This is a genomic window from Sphingomonas sp. SP1, assembly GCF_058313395.1.
This window is the reverse complement of sequence record NZ_JBZFLC010000001.1, coordinates 2,280,162-2,298,891: the sequence shown is the minus strand read 5'-3', so window position 1 is coordinate 2,298,891 and position 18,730 is coordinate 2,280,162. Positions and strand designations below refer to the sequence as shown.

At 66.0% G+C, this 18,730-nt stretch carries 17 protein-coding genes and 1 tRNA gene; 15 read left to right on the top strand and 3 right to left on the bottom strand.

Translation table 11 applies throughout. The features are described from left to right. Positions 1 to 42 precede the first annotated feature (42 nt). The 9 genes from AC4GYS_RS11645 (at position 43) to AC4GYS_RS11605 (ending at position 5,929) form a co-directional block, all read left to right on the top strand. Positions 43 to 765 (top strand): ComF family protein, encoded by a 723-nt coding sequence (locus AC4GYS_RS11645; RefSeq protein WP_491109240.1) that lies wholly within the window; start codon positions 43 to 45, stop codon positions 763 to 765. 49 nt (positions 766 to 814) lie between these two features. Then, positions 815 to 1,069 (top strand): glutaredoxin 3, encoded by a 255-nt coding sequence (gene grxC, locus AC4GYS_RS11640; protein WP_491109239.1) that lies wholly within the window; start codon positions 815 to 817, stop codon positions 1,067 to 1,069. Then, on the top strand, positions 1,066 to 1,902 hold the full coding sequence (locus tag AC4GYS_RS11635; RefSeq protein WP_491109238.1) for a carbon-nitrogen hydrolase family protein: 837 nt from the start codon (positions 1,066 to 1,068) through the stop codon (positions 1,900 to 1,902). The genes grxC and AC4GYS_RS11635 overlap by 4 nt, the downstream gene beginning before the upstream one ends. Before the next feature lie 36 nt (positions 1,903 to 1,938). After that, positions 1,939 to 2,015: transfer RNA gene (locus AC4GYS_RS11630), tRNA-Arg, on the top strand. 18 nt (positions 2,016 to 2,033) lie between these two features. Then, the gene (locus AC4GYS_RS11625; RefSeq protein ID WP_491109237.1) at positions 2,034 to 2,276 is read left to right on the top strand and encodes a DUF6356 family protein; all 243 of its coding nucleotides are present in this window, start codon (positions 2,034 to 2,036) and stop codon (positions 2,274 to 2,276) included. Beyond that, positions 2,266 to 3,573, top strand: coding sequence for an FAD/NAD(P)-binding protein (locus AC4GYS_RS11620; RefSeq protein WP_491109236.1), 1,308 nt, complete (start codon positions 2,266 to 2,268; stop codon positions 3,571 to 3,573). The genes AC4GYS_RS11625 and AC4GYS_RS11620 overlap by 11 nt, the downstream gene beginning before the upstream one ends. Beyond that, positions 3,570 to 4,193: a GTP cyclohydrolase I FolE gene (gene folE / locus AC4GYS_RS11615; protein ID WP_491109235.1), complete on the top strand. Its 624-nt coding sequence runs from the start codon at positions 3,570 to 3,572 to the stop codon at positions 4,191 to 4,193. Before AC4GYS_RS11620 ends, folE begins: the two co-directional genes overlap by 4 nt. A gap of 17 nt (positions 4,194 to 4,210) precedes the next feature. Continuing rightward, positions 4,211 to 4,732: a hypothetical protein gene (locus AC4GYS_RS11610; protein ID WP_491109234.1), complete on the top strand. Its 522-nt coding sequence runs from the start codon at positions 4,211 to 4,213 to the stop codon at positions 4,730 to 4,732. A gap of 36 nt (positions 4,733 to 4,768) precedes the next feature. Further along, positions 4,769 to 5,929: an aromatic ring-hydroxylating oxygenase subunit alpha gene (locus AC4GYS_RS11605; protein ID WP_491109233.1), complete on the top strand. Its 1,161-nt coding sequence runs from the start codon at positions 4,769 to 4,771 to the stop codon at positions 5,927 to 5,929. Here the strand turns inward: AC4GYS_RS11605 and AC4GYS_RS11600 are convergent. Continuing rightward, entirely contained in the window at positions 5,883 to 7,202 is a 1,320-nt protein-coding gene (locus AC4GYS_RS11600) for an APC family permease (RefSeq protein ID WP_491109232.1), read from the bottom strand. The genes AC4GYS_RS11605 and AC4GYS_RS11600 overlap by 47 nt on opposite strands. An 83-nt stretch (positions 7,203 to 7,285) precedes the next feature. On the opposite strand from AC4GYS_RS11600, the gene fabD reads away from it, so the two are divergent. From fabD to AC4GYS_RS11575, 5 genes are all read left to right on the top strand, one after another. Further along, positions 7,286 to 8,224, top strand: coding sequence for an ACP S-malonyltransferase (fabD, locus tag AC4GYS_RS11595; protein WP_491109231.1), 939 nt, complete (start codon positions 7,286 to 7,288; stop codon positions 8,222 to 8,224). A 104-nt stretch (positions 8,225 to 8,328) separates the two neighbouring features. Continuing rightward, positions 8,329 to 9,069, top strand: a complete 741-nt coding sequence (gene fabG / locus AC4GYS_RS11590; protein ID WP_491109230.1) for a 3-oxoacyl-[acyl-carrier-protein] reductase — start codon at positions 8,329 to 8,331, stop codon at positions 9,067 to 9,069. Between the two features lie 164 nt (positions 9,070 to 9,233). After that, positions 9,234 to 11,171: a molecular chaperone DnaK gene (dnaK, locus tag AC4GYS_RS11585; RefSeq protein ID WP_491109229.1), complete on the top strand. Its 1,938-nt coding sequence runs from the start codon at positions 9,234 to 9,236 to the stop codon at positions 11,169 to 11,171. 60 nt (positions 11,172 to 11,231) lie between these two features. Further along, on the top strand, positions 11,232 to 12,350 hold the full coding sequence (gene dnaJ / locus AC4GYS_RS11580) for a molecular chaperone DnaJ (protein ID WP_491109228.1): 1,119 nt from the start codon (positions 11,232 to 11,234) through the stop codon (positions 12,348 to 12,350). Positions 12,351 to 12,409: 59 nt separating this feature from the next. Further along, on the top strand, positions 12,410 to 13,297 hold the full coding sequence (locus AC4GYS_RS11575; RefSeq protein ID WP_491109227.1) for an MBL fold metallo-hydrolase: 888 nt from the start codon (positions 12,410 to 12,412) through the stop codon (positions 13,295 to 13,297). On the opposite strand, the gene purB is transcribed toward AC4GYS_RS11575, so the two are convergent. Beyond that, complete coding sequence (purB, locus tag AC4GYS_RS11570; RefSeq protein WP_491109226.1) at positions 13,294 to 14,616, bottom strand: adenylosuccinate lyase; 1,323 nt, start codon at positions 14,614 to 14,616, stop codon at positions 13,294 to 13,296. The two genes, AC4GYS_RS11575 and purB, sit on opposite strands and share 4 nt — an antisense overlap. A 93-nt stretch (positions 14,617 to 14,709) precedes the next feature. After that, positions 14,710 to 15,420 carry a RadC family protein gene (radC, locus tag AC4GYS_RS11565; protein ID WP_491109225.1) on the bottom strand — a complete coding sequence of 237 codons (711 nt, stop codon included), beginning with the start codon at positions 15,418 to 15,420 and terminating at the stop codon, positions 14,710 to 14,712. Between the two features lie 79 nt (positions 15,421 to 15,499). On the opposite strand from radC, the gene AC4GYS_RS11560 reads away from it, so the two are divergent. Beyond that, positions 15,500 to 18,724: an intermembrane phospholipid transport protein YdbH family protein gene (locus AC4GYS_RS11560; protein ID WP_491109224.1), complete on the top strand. Its 3,225-nt coding sequence runs from the start codon at positions 15,500 to 15,502 to the stop codon at positions 18,722 to 18,724. Positions 18,725 to 18,730 lie beyond the last annotated feature (6 nt).

Here is an 18,730-nt window from a genome sequence, read left to right as displayed (position 1 = left end):
AGGGCTTGTGCGTCGCGCGAGGCTGGCGGACAAGCCCGCTCGATGAAGATTGTCACTGCCGTTCGCTGGGCCGGGAGCCAAGCACTGGACTTCGCGCTGCCGCCGCGGTGCGCGGGCTGCGGAATGATCACGGCCGAGGTCGGGCTGTTCTGCGCCGGCTGTTGGCCGGAGGTCCAGTTCCAGCAGGCGAAACCGGACGGCTGCGACCGCTGCGGCGGTGCGCTTGGCCCGGACGAGCGCTGCGCCGATTGTCCGGAAGGGCGGCAGCCAGTGGACCGGCTTCGAGCGGCCGTCGCCTATGGCGATATTGCGCGGCGGATGGCCATTCGCCTGAAGTATGGACGCAAGACGGCGCTGGCGCGAACCATGGCCGGCTATATGCGGCGACCGCTGGGTGAACTGACGCCGGGCGCGATGCTGATCCCGGTCCCGCTGCACCGCTGGCGCTTGTGGAATCGAGGCTTCAATCAGGCCGCGCTGATCGCCGCCGCCTTGGCGAGGATGAGCGGGCATGCTTTCGACGCGACGCTGCTCAGACGGACGCGCGGGACGGCCAAGCTGAAGGGCATGAGTCCCCGCCAGCGCCGGGCCGCCGTGAAGGACGCCTTTGCCCTGCGCCGAGGAGCGGACGTCAACGGTCTCGATTTCATCCTGGTCGACGACGTGGTGACGACCGGCAGCACGGCCGACGAATGCGCCCGGCTGTTGAAGCGGAACGGTGCGCGGCGGGTGGAGCTCATCGCCTGGGCAAGGGTGGCCCGGTAGAGCGGCTTGCGCTAGAGCTACCCGCAACCTGCATGATGGAGACAAATTCTTGGCTCGCGTTGAAATGTATAGCAAATCCACCTGTCCCTACTGCTTTCGCGCCTCAGATTTGCTGCGGCAGAAAGGCGCGGAGGTCGAGGTAATCAGCCTTGATGCCGGCGGGCCCCGGCGCGACGAGATGATCGAGCGCTCCGGCCGCACCACCGTACCGCAGATCTTCATCGACGGGCGGCATATCGGCGGGTGCGACGACCTTTACGCACTGGATAGCGCGGGCAAACTGGATCAGCTGCTGGCGGCATGAGCCGAATCGCACTTCTTCAGGCGCAGACCGGGATCGACCCGGAGCGTAACGCCACGGCGCTGGTGGAAGCTGTCGAGCAGGCGAGGGCGGGCGGTGCGGCGATGCTGTTCACGCCAGAAATGTCCGGCCTGCTCGACAAGGAACGGGAGCGGGCGGGCCCGAAGCTGCGGAGCGAAGCGGATGACGGCGTGCTTGCCGCCGTTCGCGATGCGGCTGCCCGGGCGGGCCTGTGGGTCCACCTCGGCAGCCTGGCGCTGAAGGGGGAGGGTGGCAAGCTCGCCAACCGCGGTTTCGTGATCGATCGGGACGGCGAGGTGCGGGCTCGCTACGACAAGCTGCACCTGTTCGACGTCGACCTGCCCACCGGCGAGAGCTGGCGCGAGTCGGCGGTCTATGGAGCAGGCCAACGGGCGGTAGTCGTCGAAGGCACACCGGTCGGCAGACTGGGACTCACCATCTGCTACGACCTTCGCTTTCCGGCGCTGTTCGCAGCGCTGGCGGAGTCGGGCGCCGACACCATTGCCGTGCCCGCCGCCTTTACCGTTCCGACCGGGCAGGCCCACTGGCAGATCCTTCTGCGGGCGCGGGCGATCGAGGCCGGGCTGTTCGTGGTGGCAGCCGCTCAGGCCGGCCGGCACGAAGACGGCCGCGAGACCTATGGCCACAGCCTGGTCGCCGGACCGTGGGGCGAATTGCTGCTGGAGATGGACAGCGCGCCGGGGCTGGGATTTGCCGACATGGACTTGCACCGCATCGCCGACGTTCGCTCCCGCGTACCGGCCCTGCACCACCGCCGGTCGGTGCCATCGGTCGAGATCGTTCCCGCGCGTTGATTTTGGGCGCTTCAGTCCTGTAGGGCGGTCGGCCACGGCCCCGTAGCTCAGCAGGATAGAGCGGCAGATTCCTAATCTGTAGGCCACAGGTTCGAATCCTGTCGGGGTCACCATTATTCTAAGGACGAGCAATGCTCCGCCTGTTCACCGATCATCCGCGCAAGCTTGGCATGGGCTGGGCCGAACACGGCGTCGGCGCGGTGCGGATCGGGCTGCAGATGATCGGCGCCGGGGCGGCCTGTATCGTTCACGCGCTGGTGCCGGGCTGGTTCACGGAGACGGCCGGACGCACGGTCGTACGCCTGCACCATCATATGCAGCAGCGCCGGGCGGGCGCCAACGATCCGCAGCAGTGGCCCGATTATGAGATCTGACGCCTCGGCGCTGCCGGTGGTGATCGTCGGGGGTGGGTTTTCCGGAACAATGACCGCGGCGCAGCTGGCCCGGCGCGGCGTGGCGAGCGTGCTGGTCGACGGTTCGGGACGGATGGGGCGGGGCGTGGCATATTCCACGACCGAAAACGTGCACCTGCTGAACGTTCCGAGCGGCAAGATGAGCGCCTGGCCGGAGGCTCCGGGCCATTTTGCCGATTGGCTTCAAGATGACGGAACCAGCTTCGCGGAGCGCCGCGCGTTCGGACGGTATCTCGCCTCCATCCTGGACGCTTCGAATGGAGTGGAGCGCACAAACAGCGCTGCGGTCGCGGCCGAGCGGGACGGGGAAGGCTGGCGGCTGCGGCTGGCGGACGATCGCCTGATAAAGGCCTCGGCACTAATCCTCGCGAACGGCAACCAGCCACCGGTGCCGCTGAAGGTCGCGGAGGGACTGCCGGCCGACCTGTTCGTGAATAATCCCTGGGCAGATAGGGCGAAGCAGGCGATTTCCCGGGTGGCTGCGGACGGCCGCGACGTCCTGATCCTGGGCACCGGGCTGACCATGATCGACACGGTTCTGTCGCTGGTTGCGGCCGGGCATCGAGGACGGGTCACCGCCTTGTCGCGGCGCGGACTGATCCCAAAAGCGCATGCCCCGCATGAACCGATCGCCGTGGAGTGGGGCGAGTTGCCGGCGGGCGACCTCAATGCGCTGTGGCGCTGGGTCCGGCGATGCAGTGAGGATATGGATTTCCGCGCCGCGGTCGATTCGCTTCGGCCACACAGCCAGCGCTTGTGGCAGGATCTCGATGACCGCCAGCAGCGCCGGTTCCTTCGCCACGCTCGACCATGGTGGGACGTGCACCGTCACCGCATCGCGCCCCAGATCGGCCGCCAGCTGGAGCAGCTGATCGAGAGCGGCCAATTGACGATCGTCGCTGGCCGACTGCAGTCGCTGACGGAAGACCAGGGCGAGTTGGCGGCCGCCATCCAGCAGCGCGGCACGGGGTCGGTTCGGGTCGAACGGTTCGCCGCCGCCTTCAATTGCACCGGTCCCCTGGGCGAGTTGCGCCGAACGAGCGACCCGCTGCTTCGCCAACTGCTCGACGCGGGTGCGGTTAAGGTCGATCGGCTCGGCATGGGGCTGGAGGTCGACGCCCGCAACAAGGCGGGTGACGGGGTTTGGGCGGTCGGTCCGCTGACCAAAGGGCGGCACTGGGAGATTGTTGCGGTTCCCGATATTCGCGGGCAGGTGGCAGCGGTGGCTGACGAACTCGCGCGGGAGCTGGTGGCATGACGGTAGTGAGTGGCGGAACTCCGGACGATGGCGACCTGGTGGCTGCCGCTCCGAAGGTCCCGGTACCGAACGAAGTGGCGGACGCGGTTCGAACCCTGATCCGCTGGGCCGGCGACGATCCGGAGCGTGAGGGCTTGCTCGACACGCCGCAGCGGGTGGCGCGGGCCTGGAAGGAATATGCCCGCGGATACCGAGAAGACCCGGGCGAGCACCTGTCCCGCACTTTCGAGGAAGTCGGGGGTTACGACGAGATCGTGATCCTGAAGGACATCCCGTTCCAGTCGCATTGCGAACACCACATGGCGCCGATCATCGGCAAGGCGCATATCGCCTATTTACCCGACACGCGGGTCGTCGGCATTTCGAAGCTTGCCCGGGTACTGCATGGCTTTGCCCGCAGGCTACAGGTCCAGGAGCGACTGACGGCGGAGGTCGCGGATTGCATCTGCGAGCATCTGCATCCGAAGGGCGTAGCGGTGGTGATCGAGGCCAGCCACGCCTGCATGACCGCGCGCGGAGTGAACACGCCGGGCGTCATGATGACGACCAGCCGGATGATGGGCACCTTCCGCAAGGACGAACGCAGCCGCCGCGAAGTCTTGGCGCTGATGGGGTATTGATCATCGGGCGGGCACTCGTGTCCGTGATCATCGCGGTCGGGCTGGCCGCCTGCCAATCGGAACCCGTCACGGAGCCGCTTGCGAGCAATCAGATCCGGAGTGGAGACGCGAGCGCGCTCCCAGCCCCAGGGCCTGTGCCGCCGGGCACGCCTCTTCCCGATCCGCCCAAGCCGCCGCCCGCTCCCGCCATCGGGGGTCTGGAGCCGTTGGCTCAAGCGGACATCCAACGCGAGCTGGAGCCTGGGGCCGGATGCGGACTGGATGAGAACGGGCGGTCGGGGCCGCTGTTGTACGCCGTGAACAACGACGCCATCGTCAAGGTGAAGGGTCGGATCGTCCACCTTCGGCCAGCAGCCGCGAATCTGGACGAGTTGTTTGCGGGCGGACGCTTCGTCGGCGACAGCTTTGCGGTCGAAATCGAGCGCGAGCAGATGATCGAGGAGGGCGTGGGGTCGGCCACTTGGCAAGCGACGCTGCGGATCACCAGCGGCAAGACCGGATTTACCAGCTTCCACCATCGCTGGAGCTGCGGCTCCTGATTGAAGCGACAGTGGTGCCGTGGCACTGTCGATCGAATGGCAACCCAACTCCGCCCCGTTCCCGATCCGCTCGATGGCATGAGCCTGCCGGGCTGGCTGTATCACGACGCCGAGTTCTTTGCGGCTGAGAGAAAGGCCTTTCTTCGCGCGGCGCCGCAGGTGGTGTGTCACGAAAGCGAGATCGGGCACGCCGGCGACTGGCGCACGCTGGAATATTTGGGCGAGAGCGTGATCGTGATCCGGGGCGACGATGGGCAGGTGCGGGCATTCACCAACTTCTGCCGCCATCGCGGATCGCGGCTGGTCGACGGGGAAGCCGGGTGCGCCAGGGTGCTGACCTGCCCTTATCACGGCTGGAGCTATGCCCGTGACGGCCGCTTGGTCGGGGTGCCGCACCGGTCGGAATATCCCGGCCTGAACACGGATCGGCTAGGCCTCGTGCCGGTGGCGCTGGAGCGGTGGCACGGCTTCCTGTTTGTGACCCTTGCGCCCGGAGCCCCATCGGTTGCGCAGATGATGGCGCCCCACGAGGCGGAGGTGGCGCCCTACCGCTTTGAAGAGCTGCGGGCGATCGGGCGAGTGACGCTTCGGCCGCGCGCGCTCAATTGGAAGACGATCGCCGACAATTATTCGGACGGCCTGCACATTCCGGTAGGACACCCGGGCCTCACCCGCTTGTTCGGGCGCGGTTACCGGGTCGAGGCGGGCGAGCATGTCGACCGGATGGAGGGCGACCTGGTCGAGCAACCCTCGGCCAACCCATCCGAACGCGCCTATCAGAAGTATCTGCCCAAGGCCGAGCATCTGCCTGAGAGCCACCGGCGCAAGTGGCTCTACTACAAGCTGTGGCCGAACGTCGCGTTCGACATCTATCCCGACCAGGTCGATTTCATGCAGTTCCTTCCGGTCAGCGGGACCGAGACCGTCATCCGTGAGATCAGCTACGCGCTGCCGGATGGGCGACGCGAGATGCAGGCGGTGCGCTACCTCAATTGGCGCATCAACCGGCGCGTGAACGCCGAGGACACGGAACTCATCGCGCGCGTGCAGCAGGGGATGGCGTCGCCGACGTACGAGCCGGGGCCGCTTGGCACGAGCGAAGTCTGTTTGCGCAGTTTCGCGCAGAAGCTGCGACGGCTGGTGCCGGAGGCTAGGTTGCCGGCTCCGCCGCCGAGCGGTTGGAGTAGCGCCGGCTGAGCCAGCGGACGGGCAACCCGGCCAGCGCCAGCGCCAGACCCCATAGGCTCGCTTCGAGGCCTGCCCCGACGAACATCGCGAGCGCGTAGAGGAGCGCGAGGACGGTCACCAGCAGCAGGCCGCGGGTGACCTTCAGCTTCAACGTGGCAGCGGCGCAGACCGCGTAAAGGACCAGGCTTGCAACCGTCGAGACCAGCGCGATGAACACATAGACGCTGACAAAGCTGTCAGAGGTCGAGGCGATCACCAGCACAGCGGCGACGATCGCTCCGACCAGCAGCGATCCTACCGGAACGCCGGCGGAATTGGTCTGGCGGAACATCGGCGGCAAGTCGTTGGCGCCCGCGATGGAGCGCCCGACCTCGGCCGACAGCAGCAACAGGGCGTTGCACGTGCCGAACGCGCTGATGGCCGCGATCACCGCCACGATCGAACCCGCTGCTCCGCCCAGGATGGGGGAAATGGCGTCGGCGAAGGGCGCCGTGCTGTTTGCGGCCAGCGCGCTCGGCAGGAGGAGCAGGGCCGAAACGGTTGCCGTCAGGTAGATGAGGCCCGTGATGCCAGTGCCGATGATGGTCGCCTTGGGCACGGTTTGCTCAGATGCTTCCGTGACGTTCGCAGTCACGGTCGCCGCTTCGAACCCTGTCAGTGAGAAAAGCATGAGAGCCGCTGCAGCAGCGACGCCTGCCAGGGTCACCGGGACGGGCGCGAGGGGCTCGACGGGCTGGCCCGAGCCAAAGCGGGCCGCCACCAGCAGGACGACCGCGATGAGCGGAATGATCTTGATGAGGGTCGCGACCACCTGCACCCAGCCGGCCGAACGAGCGCCAGTAAGGTTGACGACCGTCAGAACGAGGATTGAGCCGAGCGCAACGATGGTCAGCCCGATGCCGGAGGAGGCCTGCGGAAGGACGAACCCGATCGCTCCAGCGACAGCGACGGCGACGGCCGCGACGCCGGTCCATTGAGAGACGAGATAGCTCCACAGCGTCAAGAACGCCGGCGTTTCTCCGAAAGCCGCCTCGACATAAGCGAACGGTCCGCCGGGAAGGCGAGCCGCGAGGCGGGCGAAGACCAGCGCAAGGCACATGGTCCCGGTGATCGTCACCGCGAATGCGACAACAAGATTGGGGCCGTAGGGCGCAAGGGTCGTCGGCAACAGGTAGATACCCGACCCGATCATGGTGCCGATCACCATCGCCAGGCTCATTCCTCGATTGAGGCGCTTGGCGGGCGGTGGCGGCGGGGGCGGTGCGTGGATCGGTTCGGACATGAAAGCGCGCTTTGCATCCGGGTGCCGGCTTGGCAACCGGCGCGGCCCGGCCTAACCGGCCGGGCAGTCACCAGGGGAGTCTGATGCGCGCATTTCTGTTTCCGGGTCAGGGCAGCCAATCCGTCGGCATGGGCGCGGCGTTGGCCGATGCCAGCCGCACTGCCCGCGATGTCTTCGACGAGGTCGACGAGGCTCTGGGCCAGAGCTTGTCGCGGTTGATGCGCGAAGGGCCCGAAGATCAGCTGATGCTGACGGAAAACGCTCAGCCGGCGATCATGGCGAACGCGTTAGCCGTCTTCCGGGTGCTTACGGTCGACGGCGGCGTGTCGCTGGAAAAGGCGGCGGGCTTCGTCGCGGGACACTCACTGGGCGAATATTCGGCGCTGTGCGCGGCCGGCTCCTTCGATCTGTCCACGACAGCTAGGCTGTTGAAGCTGCGCGGGCGGGCGATGCAGGCGGCGGTGCCGGTCGGGCAGGGCGCGATGGCGGCGTTGCTCGGGGCGGACCTGGAAAAGGCCGAGGCCATTGCCGCTGCTGCGGCCGAGGGCGAAATCTGCACCGTGGCCAACGACAATGACCCGTCGCAGGTGGTGATCTCCGGTCACAAGAGCGCGATCGAGCGGGCCGTTGGGCTGGCAAAGGATCACGGGGCCAAGCGCGCCGTGCTGCTGCCGGTCTCCGCCCCCTTCCACTGCCCGCTGATGCAGCCGGCCGCCGACCGGATGGCGGAAGCGCTGGCGGGAACGACGATCGCGATTCCGGACGTGCCGGTGTTCGCCAACGTCATTGCCGCTCCGGTCAGCGATCCGGATCGCATTCGCGAGCTGCTGGTCGAGCAGGTCACCGGAATGGTCCGCTGGCGCGAGAGCGTTGCCGAGATGGCCCGCGCAGGCGTGGAGGAATTCATCGAGCTGGGCGGCAAGGTCCTCGGCCCGATGGTCAAGCGCATCGTTCCGGATGCCCGGGTCACTAGCGTGGTCACGATCGACGATATCGAGACTTTGGCGAAAGAGTTGGCTTGAGCCGTCATCCCCGCGCAGGCGGGGATCCAGGTCCCGTGAAATTCAAATGTGCGAAGAGCGGGAAACGGCTTCCCGCCTTCGCGGGAATGACGAAGAGGTAACACATGTTCGAGCTTTCAGGGATGGCCGCGCTGGTGACCGGCGCTTCGGGTGGGCTGGGTTCGGCCATTGCGAAGGCGTTGGTGGCGCAGGGCGCGCGGCTGGCGATCAGCGGCAGCAATGAAAGCAAGCTCCAGGCCTTCCGCGACGAGCTCGGCGGCGAGCACGTGGCACTTGCGTGCAACCTGTCGGACGGCGCTGCGGTGGATGGCCTCGTGCCCCGGGCGGTCGAAGCACTTGGAGGCAAACTCGACATACTGGTGAACAACGCCGGCGTAACCCGCGACAACCTCCTCATGCGGATGAAAGACGAGGAGTTCGATCAGGTCATCGCGATCAATCTGGAAGCCGCCTTTCGCCTGATGCGCGCTGCCGCCAAGCCGATGATGAAGGCGCGGTTCGGTCGGATCATCTCCGTCACTTCGGTGGTGGGCACGACCGGCAACCCGGGACAGGCCAACTATGTGGCCTCGAAAGCTGGTCTTGCGGGCATGACCAAGGCCGTCGCGCAGGAGCTTGCGAGCCGAAACATCACGGTGAACTGCGTCGCACCCGGGTTCATGACTTCGGCCATGACCGATGCACTGAATGAGCAGCAGCGCGCCGCGATCCTCGCCAAGATCCCGTCCGGAGCGATGGGCACGGGCGAGGATATCGGCGCCGCGATCGTTTATCTCGCCAGCCGCGAGTCCGGCTACGTCACCGGGCAGACCCTGCACGTCAACGGCGGGATGGCGATGCTGTGACCCGTGGCGGTGTTGCATTCGGACACCGCCCCAAAACCGTATTGCAACATCTGCTTGCTTGAATCCTTGTCGCCGCTTTCCGCGCACCTATATCGCCGCCGAAACATCAAGTGACGGGCGTGCCTGACGGGGCGCCCGGGGGCGAGTGAAAGGTACTGGAAACTATGGCAAAAGTGATCGGGATCGACCTCGGCACGACCAACAGCTGCGTGGCTGTGATGGAGGGCGGCAAGCCCAAGGTTATCGAGAATTCGGAAGGCGCGCGCACCACGCCGTCGGTGGTGGCGTTCACCAAGGACGGCGAGCGCCTGATCGGGCAGCCGGCGAAGCGCCAGGCGGTAACCAACCCCGACAACACCATCTTCGCTGTGAAGCGCCTGATCGGCCGGCGCTTCGACGACCCGATCACCAAGAAGGACACCGAGCTGGTGCCCTACAAGATCGTCAAGGGTCCGAACGGCGACGCGTGGGTTAATGCGGGCGGCAAGGATTACAGCCCGTCGCAGATCAGTGCGTTCACGCTGCAGAAGATGAAGGAATCGGCCGAGGCCTATCTCGGCGAAACGGTGACCCAGGCGGTGATCACCGTCCCGGCCTACTTCAACGACGCGCAGCGCCAGGCGACCAAGGACGCGGGCCAGATCGCGGGTCTTGAAGTCCTGCGCATCATCAACGAACCGACGGCGGCCGCACTGGCCTATGGCCTCGAGAAGAACGACGGCAAGACGATTGCGGTCTACGACCTTGGCGGCGGCACGTTCGACGTGTCGGTGCTCGAAATTGGCGACGGCGTGTTCGAGGTGAAGTCCACCAACGGCGACACCTTCCTTGGCGGCGAGGACTTCGACGCCAAGATCGTGGAATACCTGGCCGACAAGTTCAAGGCGAAGGAGAATATCGACCTTCGCACGGACCGGCTTGCCCTCCAGCGGCTGAAGGAAGCGGCGGAGAAGGCCAAGATCGAGTTGTCCTCGGCCGCGACGACCGAGATCAACCAGCCGTTCATCACTGCGCGCATGGAGGGTGGCGCAACCACGCCCCTGCACCTGGTGGAGACCATCACTCGTGCGGACCTGGAGAAGCTGGTCGGTCCGCTGATCGACCGGACGCTGGAACCGTGCCGCAAGGCGCTGAAGGACGCCGGCATCGACGCCAATGCGATCGACGAAGTGGTGCTGGTGGGTGGCATGACCCGCATGCCGCGCGTGCGTGAAGTGGTAAAGGAGTTCTTCGGCAAGGAACCGCACACCGGCGTGAACCCGGACGAGGTGGTGGCGATCGGTGCGGCAATCCAGGCTGGCGTGCTGCAGGGCGACGTCAAGGACGTGCTGCTGCTGGACGTCACTCCATTGTCGCTGGGAATTGAGACCCTTGGCGGCGTGTTCACCCGCATGATCGACCGCAACACGACCATTCCGACCAAGAAGAGCCAGGTCTTCTCGACGGCCGACGACAACCAGAATGCGGTCACCATCCGGGTGTTCCAGGGTGAGCGCGAGATGGCGGCCGACAACAAGGCGCTTGGTCAGTTCGACCTGGTCGGCATTCCGCCGGCACCGCGCGGTGTGCCGCAGATCGAGGTCACGTTCGATATCGACGCCAACGGGATCGTCAACGTGTCGGCCAAGGACAAGGGCACCGGCAAGGAACAGCAGATCCGGATCCAGGCATCCGGCGGTCTCAGCGACTCCGACATCGACCAGATGGTCAAGCAGGCCGAGCAGTTTGCCGAGGAAGACAAGCAGCGGCGCGCTGCGGCCGAGGCCAAGAACAATGCCGAAAGCCTGATCCATTCGACCGAGCGGCAGCTGGCCGAGCATGGCGACAAGGTCTCGCCAGACGTGAAGAGTGAGATCGAGACGGCGCTTGCCGAAGCCAAGACTGCGGTCGAGAGCGGCGATGCGGACCAGATGAACCAGAAGGTCCAGGCGCTGACCCAGTCGGCAATGAAGCTGGGCCAGGCCATCTATGAATCGCAGCAGGGTGCCGCCGGCGGCGCCGAGACCGCGAGCGCCGAGACCGCCGACGCCGGCACTTCCCCGAATGAGGAGGAAGTGGTCGACGCGGAGTTTTCCGAAGTCGACGACGAGAAGAAGGCGTAATTACGGTGGGATGCGTCATCGTCACGACGGTGGCGCATTCCGCTGGCGTGGTGCTGCGTCATGGTTGAAACCGATTATTACGAACTGCTCGGGGTCGAGCGGACCGCGGACGATCGCGCGATCAAGGCCGCGTTCCGGAAAATGGCGATGGAGTGCCATCCGGACCGCCACGGCGGCTGCTCCGAACGCGAGCAGAAATTCAAGGCGATCAATGAAGCCTATGATTGCCTGAAGGACCCGCAGAAGCGGGCAGCCTACGACCGGTTCGGCAAGGCTGCGTTCCAGAATGGCGGAAGCGGGCCGTTCGGTGGAAACGGCCAGGGTTTCGATGGCTTTTCGGACATCTTCTCGTCGATCTTTGGCGAGTTCATGGACCCCCGCGGGCAGCGTCAGAACGCCGCGCGCGGAGCCGACCTTCGCTACGACCTGGAGCTGACGCTGGAGGAAGCGTTCGCGGGCAAGTCGGCGACGATCGAGATCGAAACGCTCCAGCCGTGCGAGCCGTGCGGAGCGGACGGAGCGCGGGGCGAGGCAGTGCCGCAGCGGTGCCAGACCTGCGGCGGCGCCGGCAAGGTCCGCGCGCAGCAGGGCTTTTTCGTGGTCGAGCGCGGGTGTCCGACCTGTTACGGTCATGGCGTCACCATCGCCGACCCCTGTCCCACCTGTCAGGGAGAGGGTCGTCTGCTCAAGCGTCGTTCGCTCAACATCCAGGTGCCGGCCGGGGTCGACGAGGGAACGCGAATCCGCGTTGCGGGGGAGGGCGAAGCGGGCGTTCGCGGCGCGCCCAACGGTGATCTCTACCTGTTCGTCCACCTGAAGCGGCATCCCATCTTCCAGCGCGAGGGAACGACGCTGGTCGCGGACTGCCCGGTGAGCTTCACGACGGCGGCGCTCGGCGGCGTGATCACCCTGTGCGGCATCGACGGCAAGCCGATTGAGGTGAAGATCCCGGTCGGAATGCAGTCGGGCGAAACCCTGCGTCAGCGCGGCGCGGGCATGAGCGTGCTGAATGGACGCGGCCGGGGCGACCTGGTGGTGCGCGTGCTTGTCGAAACGCCGACCAAGCTCAGCGCCAGGCAGAAGGAACTGCTCTGCCAGTTTCGCGAAACCGAGACTGGCGAGGAATGCCCCGCCAGCAAGAGCTTCTTCTCCCGCATAAAGGACGCGCTAGGTCACTAGGCCGGGTTGATAAGCCTCGCGGTACGGCTAGTCTTCCGACCAAACACGGGAGACGAACCATGCGCCGCCAACTGCTTGCCGCCACCATCCTTCTTGCAACCCCTGCCGCCGCTCAGCAGGACCTGTCGAAGGTCGAGATCAAGGTGGAGCAGGTTGCGCCGGGAGTGGCAGTCCTGTTTGGCGCCGGCGGTAACATCGGCCTCAGCTACGGCGAAGACGGCAATGTGCTGATCGACGATCAATTCGCGCCGCTGGTGCCCAGGATCGTCGCGGCGGTGAAAACGCTTGATCCCGACCCGGTGCGGTTCGTCATCAATACGCACTGGCATGGCGATCACACGGGTGGGAACGAGGCGCTTGGCGGGCAGGGCAGCGTGATCGTGGCGCAAGATAATGTTCGCAAGCGCATGTCGGTCGACAATATCAGTGCCCGTTTCAAGACGACGATCAAGGCGTCGCCCAAGGCCGCGCTGCCGGTGATTACTTTCGACCAGGGCGTCAGCTTTCACCTCAACGGCGACACGCTGCAGGTGGTGCACGTCGCCAATGCGCATACCGACGGCGACGCGATGATCTATTGGCAGAAGGCGAACGCGCTTCACGCCGGGGATACGTTTTTCCACAAGGCGACATTCCCCTTCATCGACCTGGAGAGCGGCGGGTCGATCGACGGCATGATCGCGGCCGCCGATCGCGGATTGGCGCTGGTCAAGGCTGGCGGCAGGATCATTCCCGGCCACGGTCCGGTCGCGACCCGGGAGGAGTATGAGGCTTATCGCGCGATGCTGGTCGATGTGCGGGGCAAGGTGGCTGCTGCCAAGGCTGCCGGCCGGACCAAGGCGCAGGTCGTCGCGAGTAAGCCTGCCGGACCCTATATCGGCAGGGTGCAGGAGGGCTTCATCAAGGCCGACGATTTCGCAGCCGCAGTGTACGACAGCTTGCGTTAGGCGCGGCCGAACACGCGTCGGAAAATCGTGTCCATGTGCTTAAGATGATAGCCGAGGTCGAAGCTTTCCTCGAGCTTTTCGGGTGGAATTGCGGCGGTGACCTCAGGGTCGGCCTTGAGCAGGTCGAGCAGGCTTAGCTGGCCGTCCGATTCCCACACTTTCATCGCGTTGCGCTGGACCAGCGCATAGCTGTCCTCGCGGCTGAGCCCGGCCTGGGTCAGGGCGAGGAGCACGCGCTGGGAATGGACGAGGCCGCCCATCCGATCGAGATTCTTCTGCATCCGCTCGGGATAGACCAGGAGCTTGTCGATCACGCCGGTCAGCCGCGCCAGTGCGAAGTCCAGGGTGATCGTCGCGTCGGGGCCGATGAAGCGCTCGACCGATGAGTGGCTGATGTCCCGCTCATGCCAAAGCGCGACATTCTCCAGCGCGGGAACGACGGCGCTGCGGACCATTCGGGCTAGGCCGGTGAGGTTCTCCGTCAGAACCGGGTTGCGCTTGTGCGGCATGGCCGAGCTGCCCTTCTGGCCCGGCGAGAAATATTCCTCCGCCTCCAGTACCTCGGTACGTTGGAGGTGGCGGACCTCGACCGCAAGGCGCTCGATCGACGAGGCGATCACGCCCAGAGTCGCGAAGAAGATGGCGTGACGGTCGCGGGGGATGACCTGGGTGGAGGTCGGCTCCGGAGTAAGGCCGAGGCGCTGGGCGACATGCTCCTCCACCCGCGGATCGATATTGGCGAAGGTGCCAACCGCGCCGGAAATGGCGCAGGTGGCGATCTCTTCGCGCGCATGCTGGAGCCGCGTCTTGCAGCGGGCGAACTCGGCATGGGCCTGCGCGAGCTTGAGGCCGAAGGTGACCGGCTCGGCATGGATGCCGTGGCTGCGGCCGATGGTGGGGGTCAGCTTGTGCTCGAAGGCGCGGCGTTCCAGCACCGCGAGCAGGGCGTCGAGGTCGTCGAGCAGAATATCGGCGGCCTGGGTCAACTGTACGTTCAGCGCGGTGTCGAGCACGTCCGAGCTTGTCATGCCCTGGTGGAGGTAGCGCTTCTCAGGCCCCATGCGCTCGCCGATCCAGGTCAGGAAGGCGATCACGTCATGCTTTGTGACCGCCTCGATCGCGTCGATCGCGGGCACATCGACCGGATCAATCACGCCGCGCGCGTGGGCATCGACGATCTTCTGCGCATCCTCCCGCGGGATCATCCCGATCTCGCCCATCGCCTCGGCGGCGAAGACCTCGATGTCGAACCAGATGCGGAAGCGGTTCTCGGGCTCCCAGATGGAAGCCATGGCGGGACGGGAATAGCGGGGGACCATGGCCAGCGCGGCTAGCAGGAGCGGGCGCTAGCTGCAACGAACGGGGCGCGAGTGTCTGCTTCGGGTCGAGAGCGGACAATACGCCCCACCGGCCTAAATCAATCCCTGCGCTCGCATGCTGGTCCGTCCGCCCGCGCCGACGATGACATGGTCGTGCACCGTCACCTTCATGTGCCTTCCGGCGTCGATTAGGTCGCGGGTGAGGCGGATGTCGGCCTGGCTGGGGGTGGGGTCGCCGCTCGGGTGATTGTGGACGATGATGATGGCGGTGGCGCCGAGCGCGATGGCGCGGGCGATGACTTCGCGGACGTGGACGGCCGCTTCGTCGACCGACCCCTGCCACATCGCCTCGTTGGCAATCAGGATGTTCCTGGCGTTGAGGAACAGCACGCGGACCTCTTCGATCAGCTTGTGGCCCATCGTCGCCTGGAGGTAGTCGCCAAGCGCGACCCAGCTGGACAGCAGGGGCCGCTGCTCGATCCGGGTTTCCAGCAGCCGTTGCGCAGTCGCGCGGGCAATGGCGAGGGCCCCGATCATGCCATCGGTCAGCCCTTCGCGACGAAGCACCTCGGCCGGCTTTTCTAGCAGTGGACCAAGCCCGCCCGCGTCCGAAATAAGCCGCTTTGCCAACGGCTTGGTGTCGCGCCGGGGAACCGCGAGAGTCAGGAGATATTCAACCAGCTCATGGTCAAGCAGCGCTTCGCCGCCACCGTCGAGCAGGCGTTGGCGGAGCCGGGAGCGGTGGCCTTCCGCCCCGGTCGGCTTGTTGTCGGCGGGCAACAGGCTAGGCTGAGAGTGTGGCACGCAACTTCACTCCTGGTACGACGCCGGAACGACAAAGGACGATCGAGGTTATCTGGGCGACAATGGTTCGGCACGCGTAATGGACGAGCACTCGGTTGAGCAAGCTCCCGAGGAGGCCGTCGTCGCGCGCCGACGCTGGCCACGGCTGCTCGGCTATGTGCTGCTGGGCTTTCTTGCCCTTCTGATCGTCGCCCTGATCGTGCTGTGGACCCAGCGCCGCCCGATTGCGTCCGACATCCTGGCGCGCGAGTTCGAAAAGCGGGGGGTTGAGGCCACCTATCGCCTCGACCGCGTGGGATTGCGCACCCAGCAGGTCAGCAACCTCGTCATCGGCGATCCTCGGCGGCCCGACCTGACGGCGCGGGTCGCGCAGATGCAGATGCGGATCCTGTGGAACGGCCGGGTCGAGATTTATCGCGTGGTAGCGCGCGGAGTTCGGCTGAACGGGCGGTTCGTGGGCAATCGGGTAAACTGGGGCCAGATCGACCGGCTGTTGCCGCCGCCGAGCGGCAAGCCGTTCACCTTGCCCGACATCACTGTGGATCTGGCGGATACGTCGATCTCGCTTGCGACCCCCTTTGGCCCGCTGGGCGTCGCCGTCGAGGGGGCGGGTAATTTGACCGGCGGTTTCCGAGGCAGGCTGGCGGCAGCATCTCCGCGTCTGGCCCCGGGCCGCTGCGAGCTGAATGGCCTGCGCGCGACGGTCGGTGTCGCGATCACGGCGCGGCGACCGCGGGTTAGCGGCCCGCTGTCGGCGGCAAGCTTCGGCTGTCCGGCCAGCAATGTCGCGATCGCCAATCCGCGCTTCGACGTGGATGTCCGGTTTACGGAGGCGTTCGAGAACTTCACTGGGCGCGGGCGGATGAGCGCCAATGCCTTGCAGGCCGGGGAGAATGGCTTGGCAGCGATCAATGGGGCGCTGACGTTCGGCGGCGATCCGACGCGGGTGCTGGGCACGATCCGGCTGGCAGCGGCCGGCGCGCGGCTGGCGCAGATCAGGGCGGAGCGGACGTTGCTTGACGGCAGTTATCTGCTGGATGCCCGAAAGGGGAATGTCGCGCTGGTTGCCGACTATGCGGCGCGTAACGCCGACATGGACGCGAACCTGACCGCCGGCTTCACCTCAGCCTTCGAGGGCATGAACGACACGCCCCTCGAGCCGATTGGGGCCGCCCTGTCGCGCGCGATCAGCGGCGCAACGCGGGGAATGGATGCGCGGGGATCGCTGCGTTTGGTGAATTTCGCCGGGGGCGGCGCGGTGAGGATCGAAACGGCCGATGTGCGGAGCCGGTCGGGTGCGAGGATCCAGGTCGCGGGCGGCGACGGCATCACTTACTATTGGCCGACCGGGCGCCTCCGGGTGGACGGCAACATCGCAACCGATGGCGGGGGGCTGCCGACCGCGAGGGTCGCGCTCAGCCAGCCGAGAAGCGGCGCGGCGATGAGCGGCATTGCCGAGATCGCGCCCTATGCGGCGGGTGGCGCACGGCTGGCGCTGGCGCCGATCCGCTTCGCCGCGCAGCCCAACGGGTTGACGTCCGTGACGACGGTGGCACTGCTGGACGGGCCGCTTTCGGGCGGTGCCGTGCGTGGCTTGCGCGTGCCGATCAGCGGCAGTTTCGGGCGCGGTGGAGCGATTGAATTCGGCCGCGGTTGCACCCCGATTAGCTTCGCGTCGTTACAGCTGGGCGGCTTGCGGCTTGGCCAGACCAGCATCCCTATTTGCGCGGCAGGCCGGGCGGTGATCGTGCGCAATCCCAATGGCGCGCTGCAACTTGGCGCGACGACCACCGACCTCCGCCTGAACGGGCGGCTTGGATCATCTCCCTTCAACCTGCTGGCCGGTCGAGCAGCCTTCGACCAGAGCCGCAGCTTCGACCTCGATGCGGTTCGCGCACGGCTGGGTCAGTCTGACGCGCCGGTCTTGATCAACGCGGATGACCTGAAAGGCAGCTTCCGCGGCAGCGGCATCCGCGGCACCTTTAGCGGCGCGGACGCGGTGATCGGTCGGGTTCCGATCCGGCTGTCGGAAGCAAATGGCAACTGGCTCTTCTATCGATCCCGGCTGACACTGGACGGGGCGCTGATCGCCAGCGATATGGCGGAGAACCCACGTTTCTACCCGTTACGCAGCGAAAACGTGAGCTTCACTTTGGCCGATAACCGGATCAGCGCCGGCGGCACGCTTAATCATCCAGCCTCCGGGACGCAGGTCACCGATGTGTCGATTGCCCACAATCTGTCGACCGGTACCGGCAATGCGGTTCTCGATGTGCCCGGACTGCGCTTTACGCCCGGGGGTTTCCAGCCGGACCAGCTAACCCGCCTGACCGAAGGCGTGGTCGCGCTGGTCAACGGCCCGGTCTACGGCCAGGGGCGGATCAATTGGACGGGCAGCGCGCCGGTCACGTCGACCGGGGAGTTTTCGACCGACAATCTCGACCTGGCGGCCGCCTTTGGCCCGGTCACCGGAATGCGCGGCACTATTCGCTTCAGCGACCTGCTGGCGCTGGAGACGGCTCCCGGGCAAGTGATGAACATCGCCGGCATCAACCCCGGTATTCTGGTCGAGAACGGGGTCATCCGCTACCAATTGCTGCCCGGTCAGCTGGTCAAGATCGAAAGCGGACGCTGGCCGTTCATGGGCGGCGAGCTGGTGTTGCAGGAGACGATCCTCAATCTCGGCCGGCCAAGCGCCAAACGTCTGACGTTCCAGGTCATCGGCCTGGACGCCAATCAGTTCGTGCAAAGTTTTGGCTTCGAGGAGCTTACGGCGGAAGGAATTTTCGACGGCGTCCTGCCGATGATCTTCGACGAAAACGGGGGTCGGGTGGTCGGCGGTCGGCTGGAATCGCGGGCGCCGGGTGGACGGCTGGCTTACAATGGCGTGGTCAACAAGGCGAACCTCGGCACCATGGGTAACATCGCGTTCGAGGCCCTGCGCGACCTCAAGTTCGGCAATATGGTGATCCGCCTCGACGGCGACCTGGCCGGCGAATTCGGCACCCGGCTGACCATCGACGCGGTCTCGCTGGCCGGCACGACCCGAACGCAGCGCTTTATCCGTGGCATCATCAACGTACCACTGAAGTTCAACGTTTCCATCCGCGGTCCCTTCCGGGCCTTGATCGCGATGGCCAAGGCCGTGCGTGATCCGCGAGACCTTATCTCGACGACGCTCGAGGTTCCGCTGCAGGACATCCCGGGGATAACCACCGAAGTCCGCCGCCGCGAAGAGGAAGCGACACAGACCCAGACACCTGTCGAAGAGCAGGTCACCACCGAACCCCCGACGACGAGGTAATCCCGA

Bases quoted from the DNA above. Each gene is read 5' to 3' on its own strand.
- AC4GYS_RS11645 (WP_491109240.1), top strand. From the start codon at position 43: ATGAAGATTGTCACTGCCGTTCGCTGGGCCGGGAGCCAAGCACTGGAC.
- AC4GYS_RS11635 (WP_491109238.1), top strand. From the start codon at position 1,066: ATGAGCCGAATCGCACTTCTTCAGGCGCAGACCGGGATCGACCCGGAG.
- AC4GYS_RS11625 (WP_491109237.1), top strand. From the start codon at position 2,034: ATGCTCCGCCTGTTCACCGATCATCCGCGCAAGCTTGGCATGGGCTGG.
- AC4GYS_RS11620 (WP_491109236.1), top strand. From the start codon at position 2,266: ATGAGATCTGACGCCTCGGCGCTGCCGGTGGTGATCGTCGGGGGTGGG.
- folE (WP_491109235.1), top strand. From the start codon at position 3,570: ATGACGGTAGTGAGTGGCGGAACTCCGGACGATGGCGACCTGGTGGCT.
- AC4GYS_RS11605 (WP_491109233.1), top strand. From the start codon at position 4,769: ATGGCAACCCAACTCCGCCCCGTTCCCGATCCGCTCGATGGCATGAGC.
- AC4GYS_RS11600 (WP_491109232.1), bottom strand. From the start codon at position 7,202: ATGTCCGAACCGATCCACGCACCGCCCCCGCCGCCACCGCCCGCCAAG.
- fabD (WP_491109231.1), top strand. From the start codon at position 7,286: ATGCGCGCATTTCTGTTTCCGGGTCAGGGCAGCCAATCCGTCGGCATG.
- fabG (WP_491109230.1), top strand. From the start codon at position 8,329: ATGTTCGAGCTTTCAGGGATGGCCGCGCTGGTGACCGGCGCTTCGGGT.
- dnaK (WP_491109229.1), top strand. From the start codon at position 9,234: ATGGCAAAAGTGATCGGGATCGACCTCGGCACGACCAACAGCTGCGTG.
- dnaJ (WP_491109228.1), top strand. From the start codon at position 11,232: ATGGTTGAAACCGATTATTACGAACTGCTCGGGGTCGAGCGGACCGCG.
- AC4GYS_RS11575 (WP_491109227.1), top strand. From the start codon at position 12,410: ATGCGCCGCCAACTGCTTGCCGCCACCATCCTTCTTGCAACCCCTGCC.
- purB (WP_491109226.1), bottom strand. From the start codon at position 14,616: ATGGTCCCCCGCTATTCCCGTCCCGCCATGGCTTCCATCTGGGAGCCC.
- AC4GYS_RS11560 (WP_491109224.1), top strand. From the start codon at position 15,500: ATGGACGAGCACTCGGTTGAGCAAGCTCCCGAGGAGGCCGTCGTCGCG.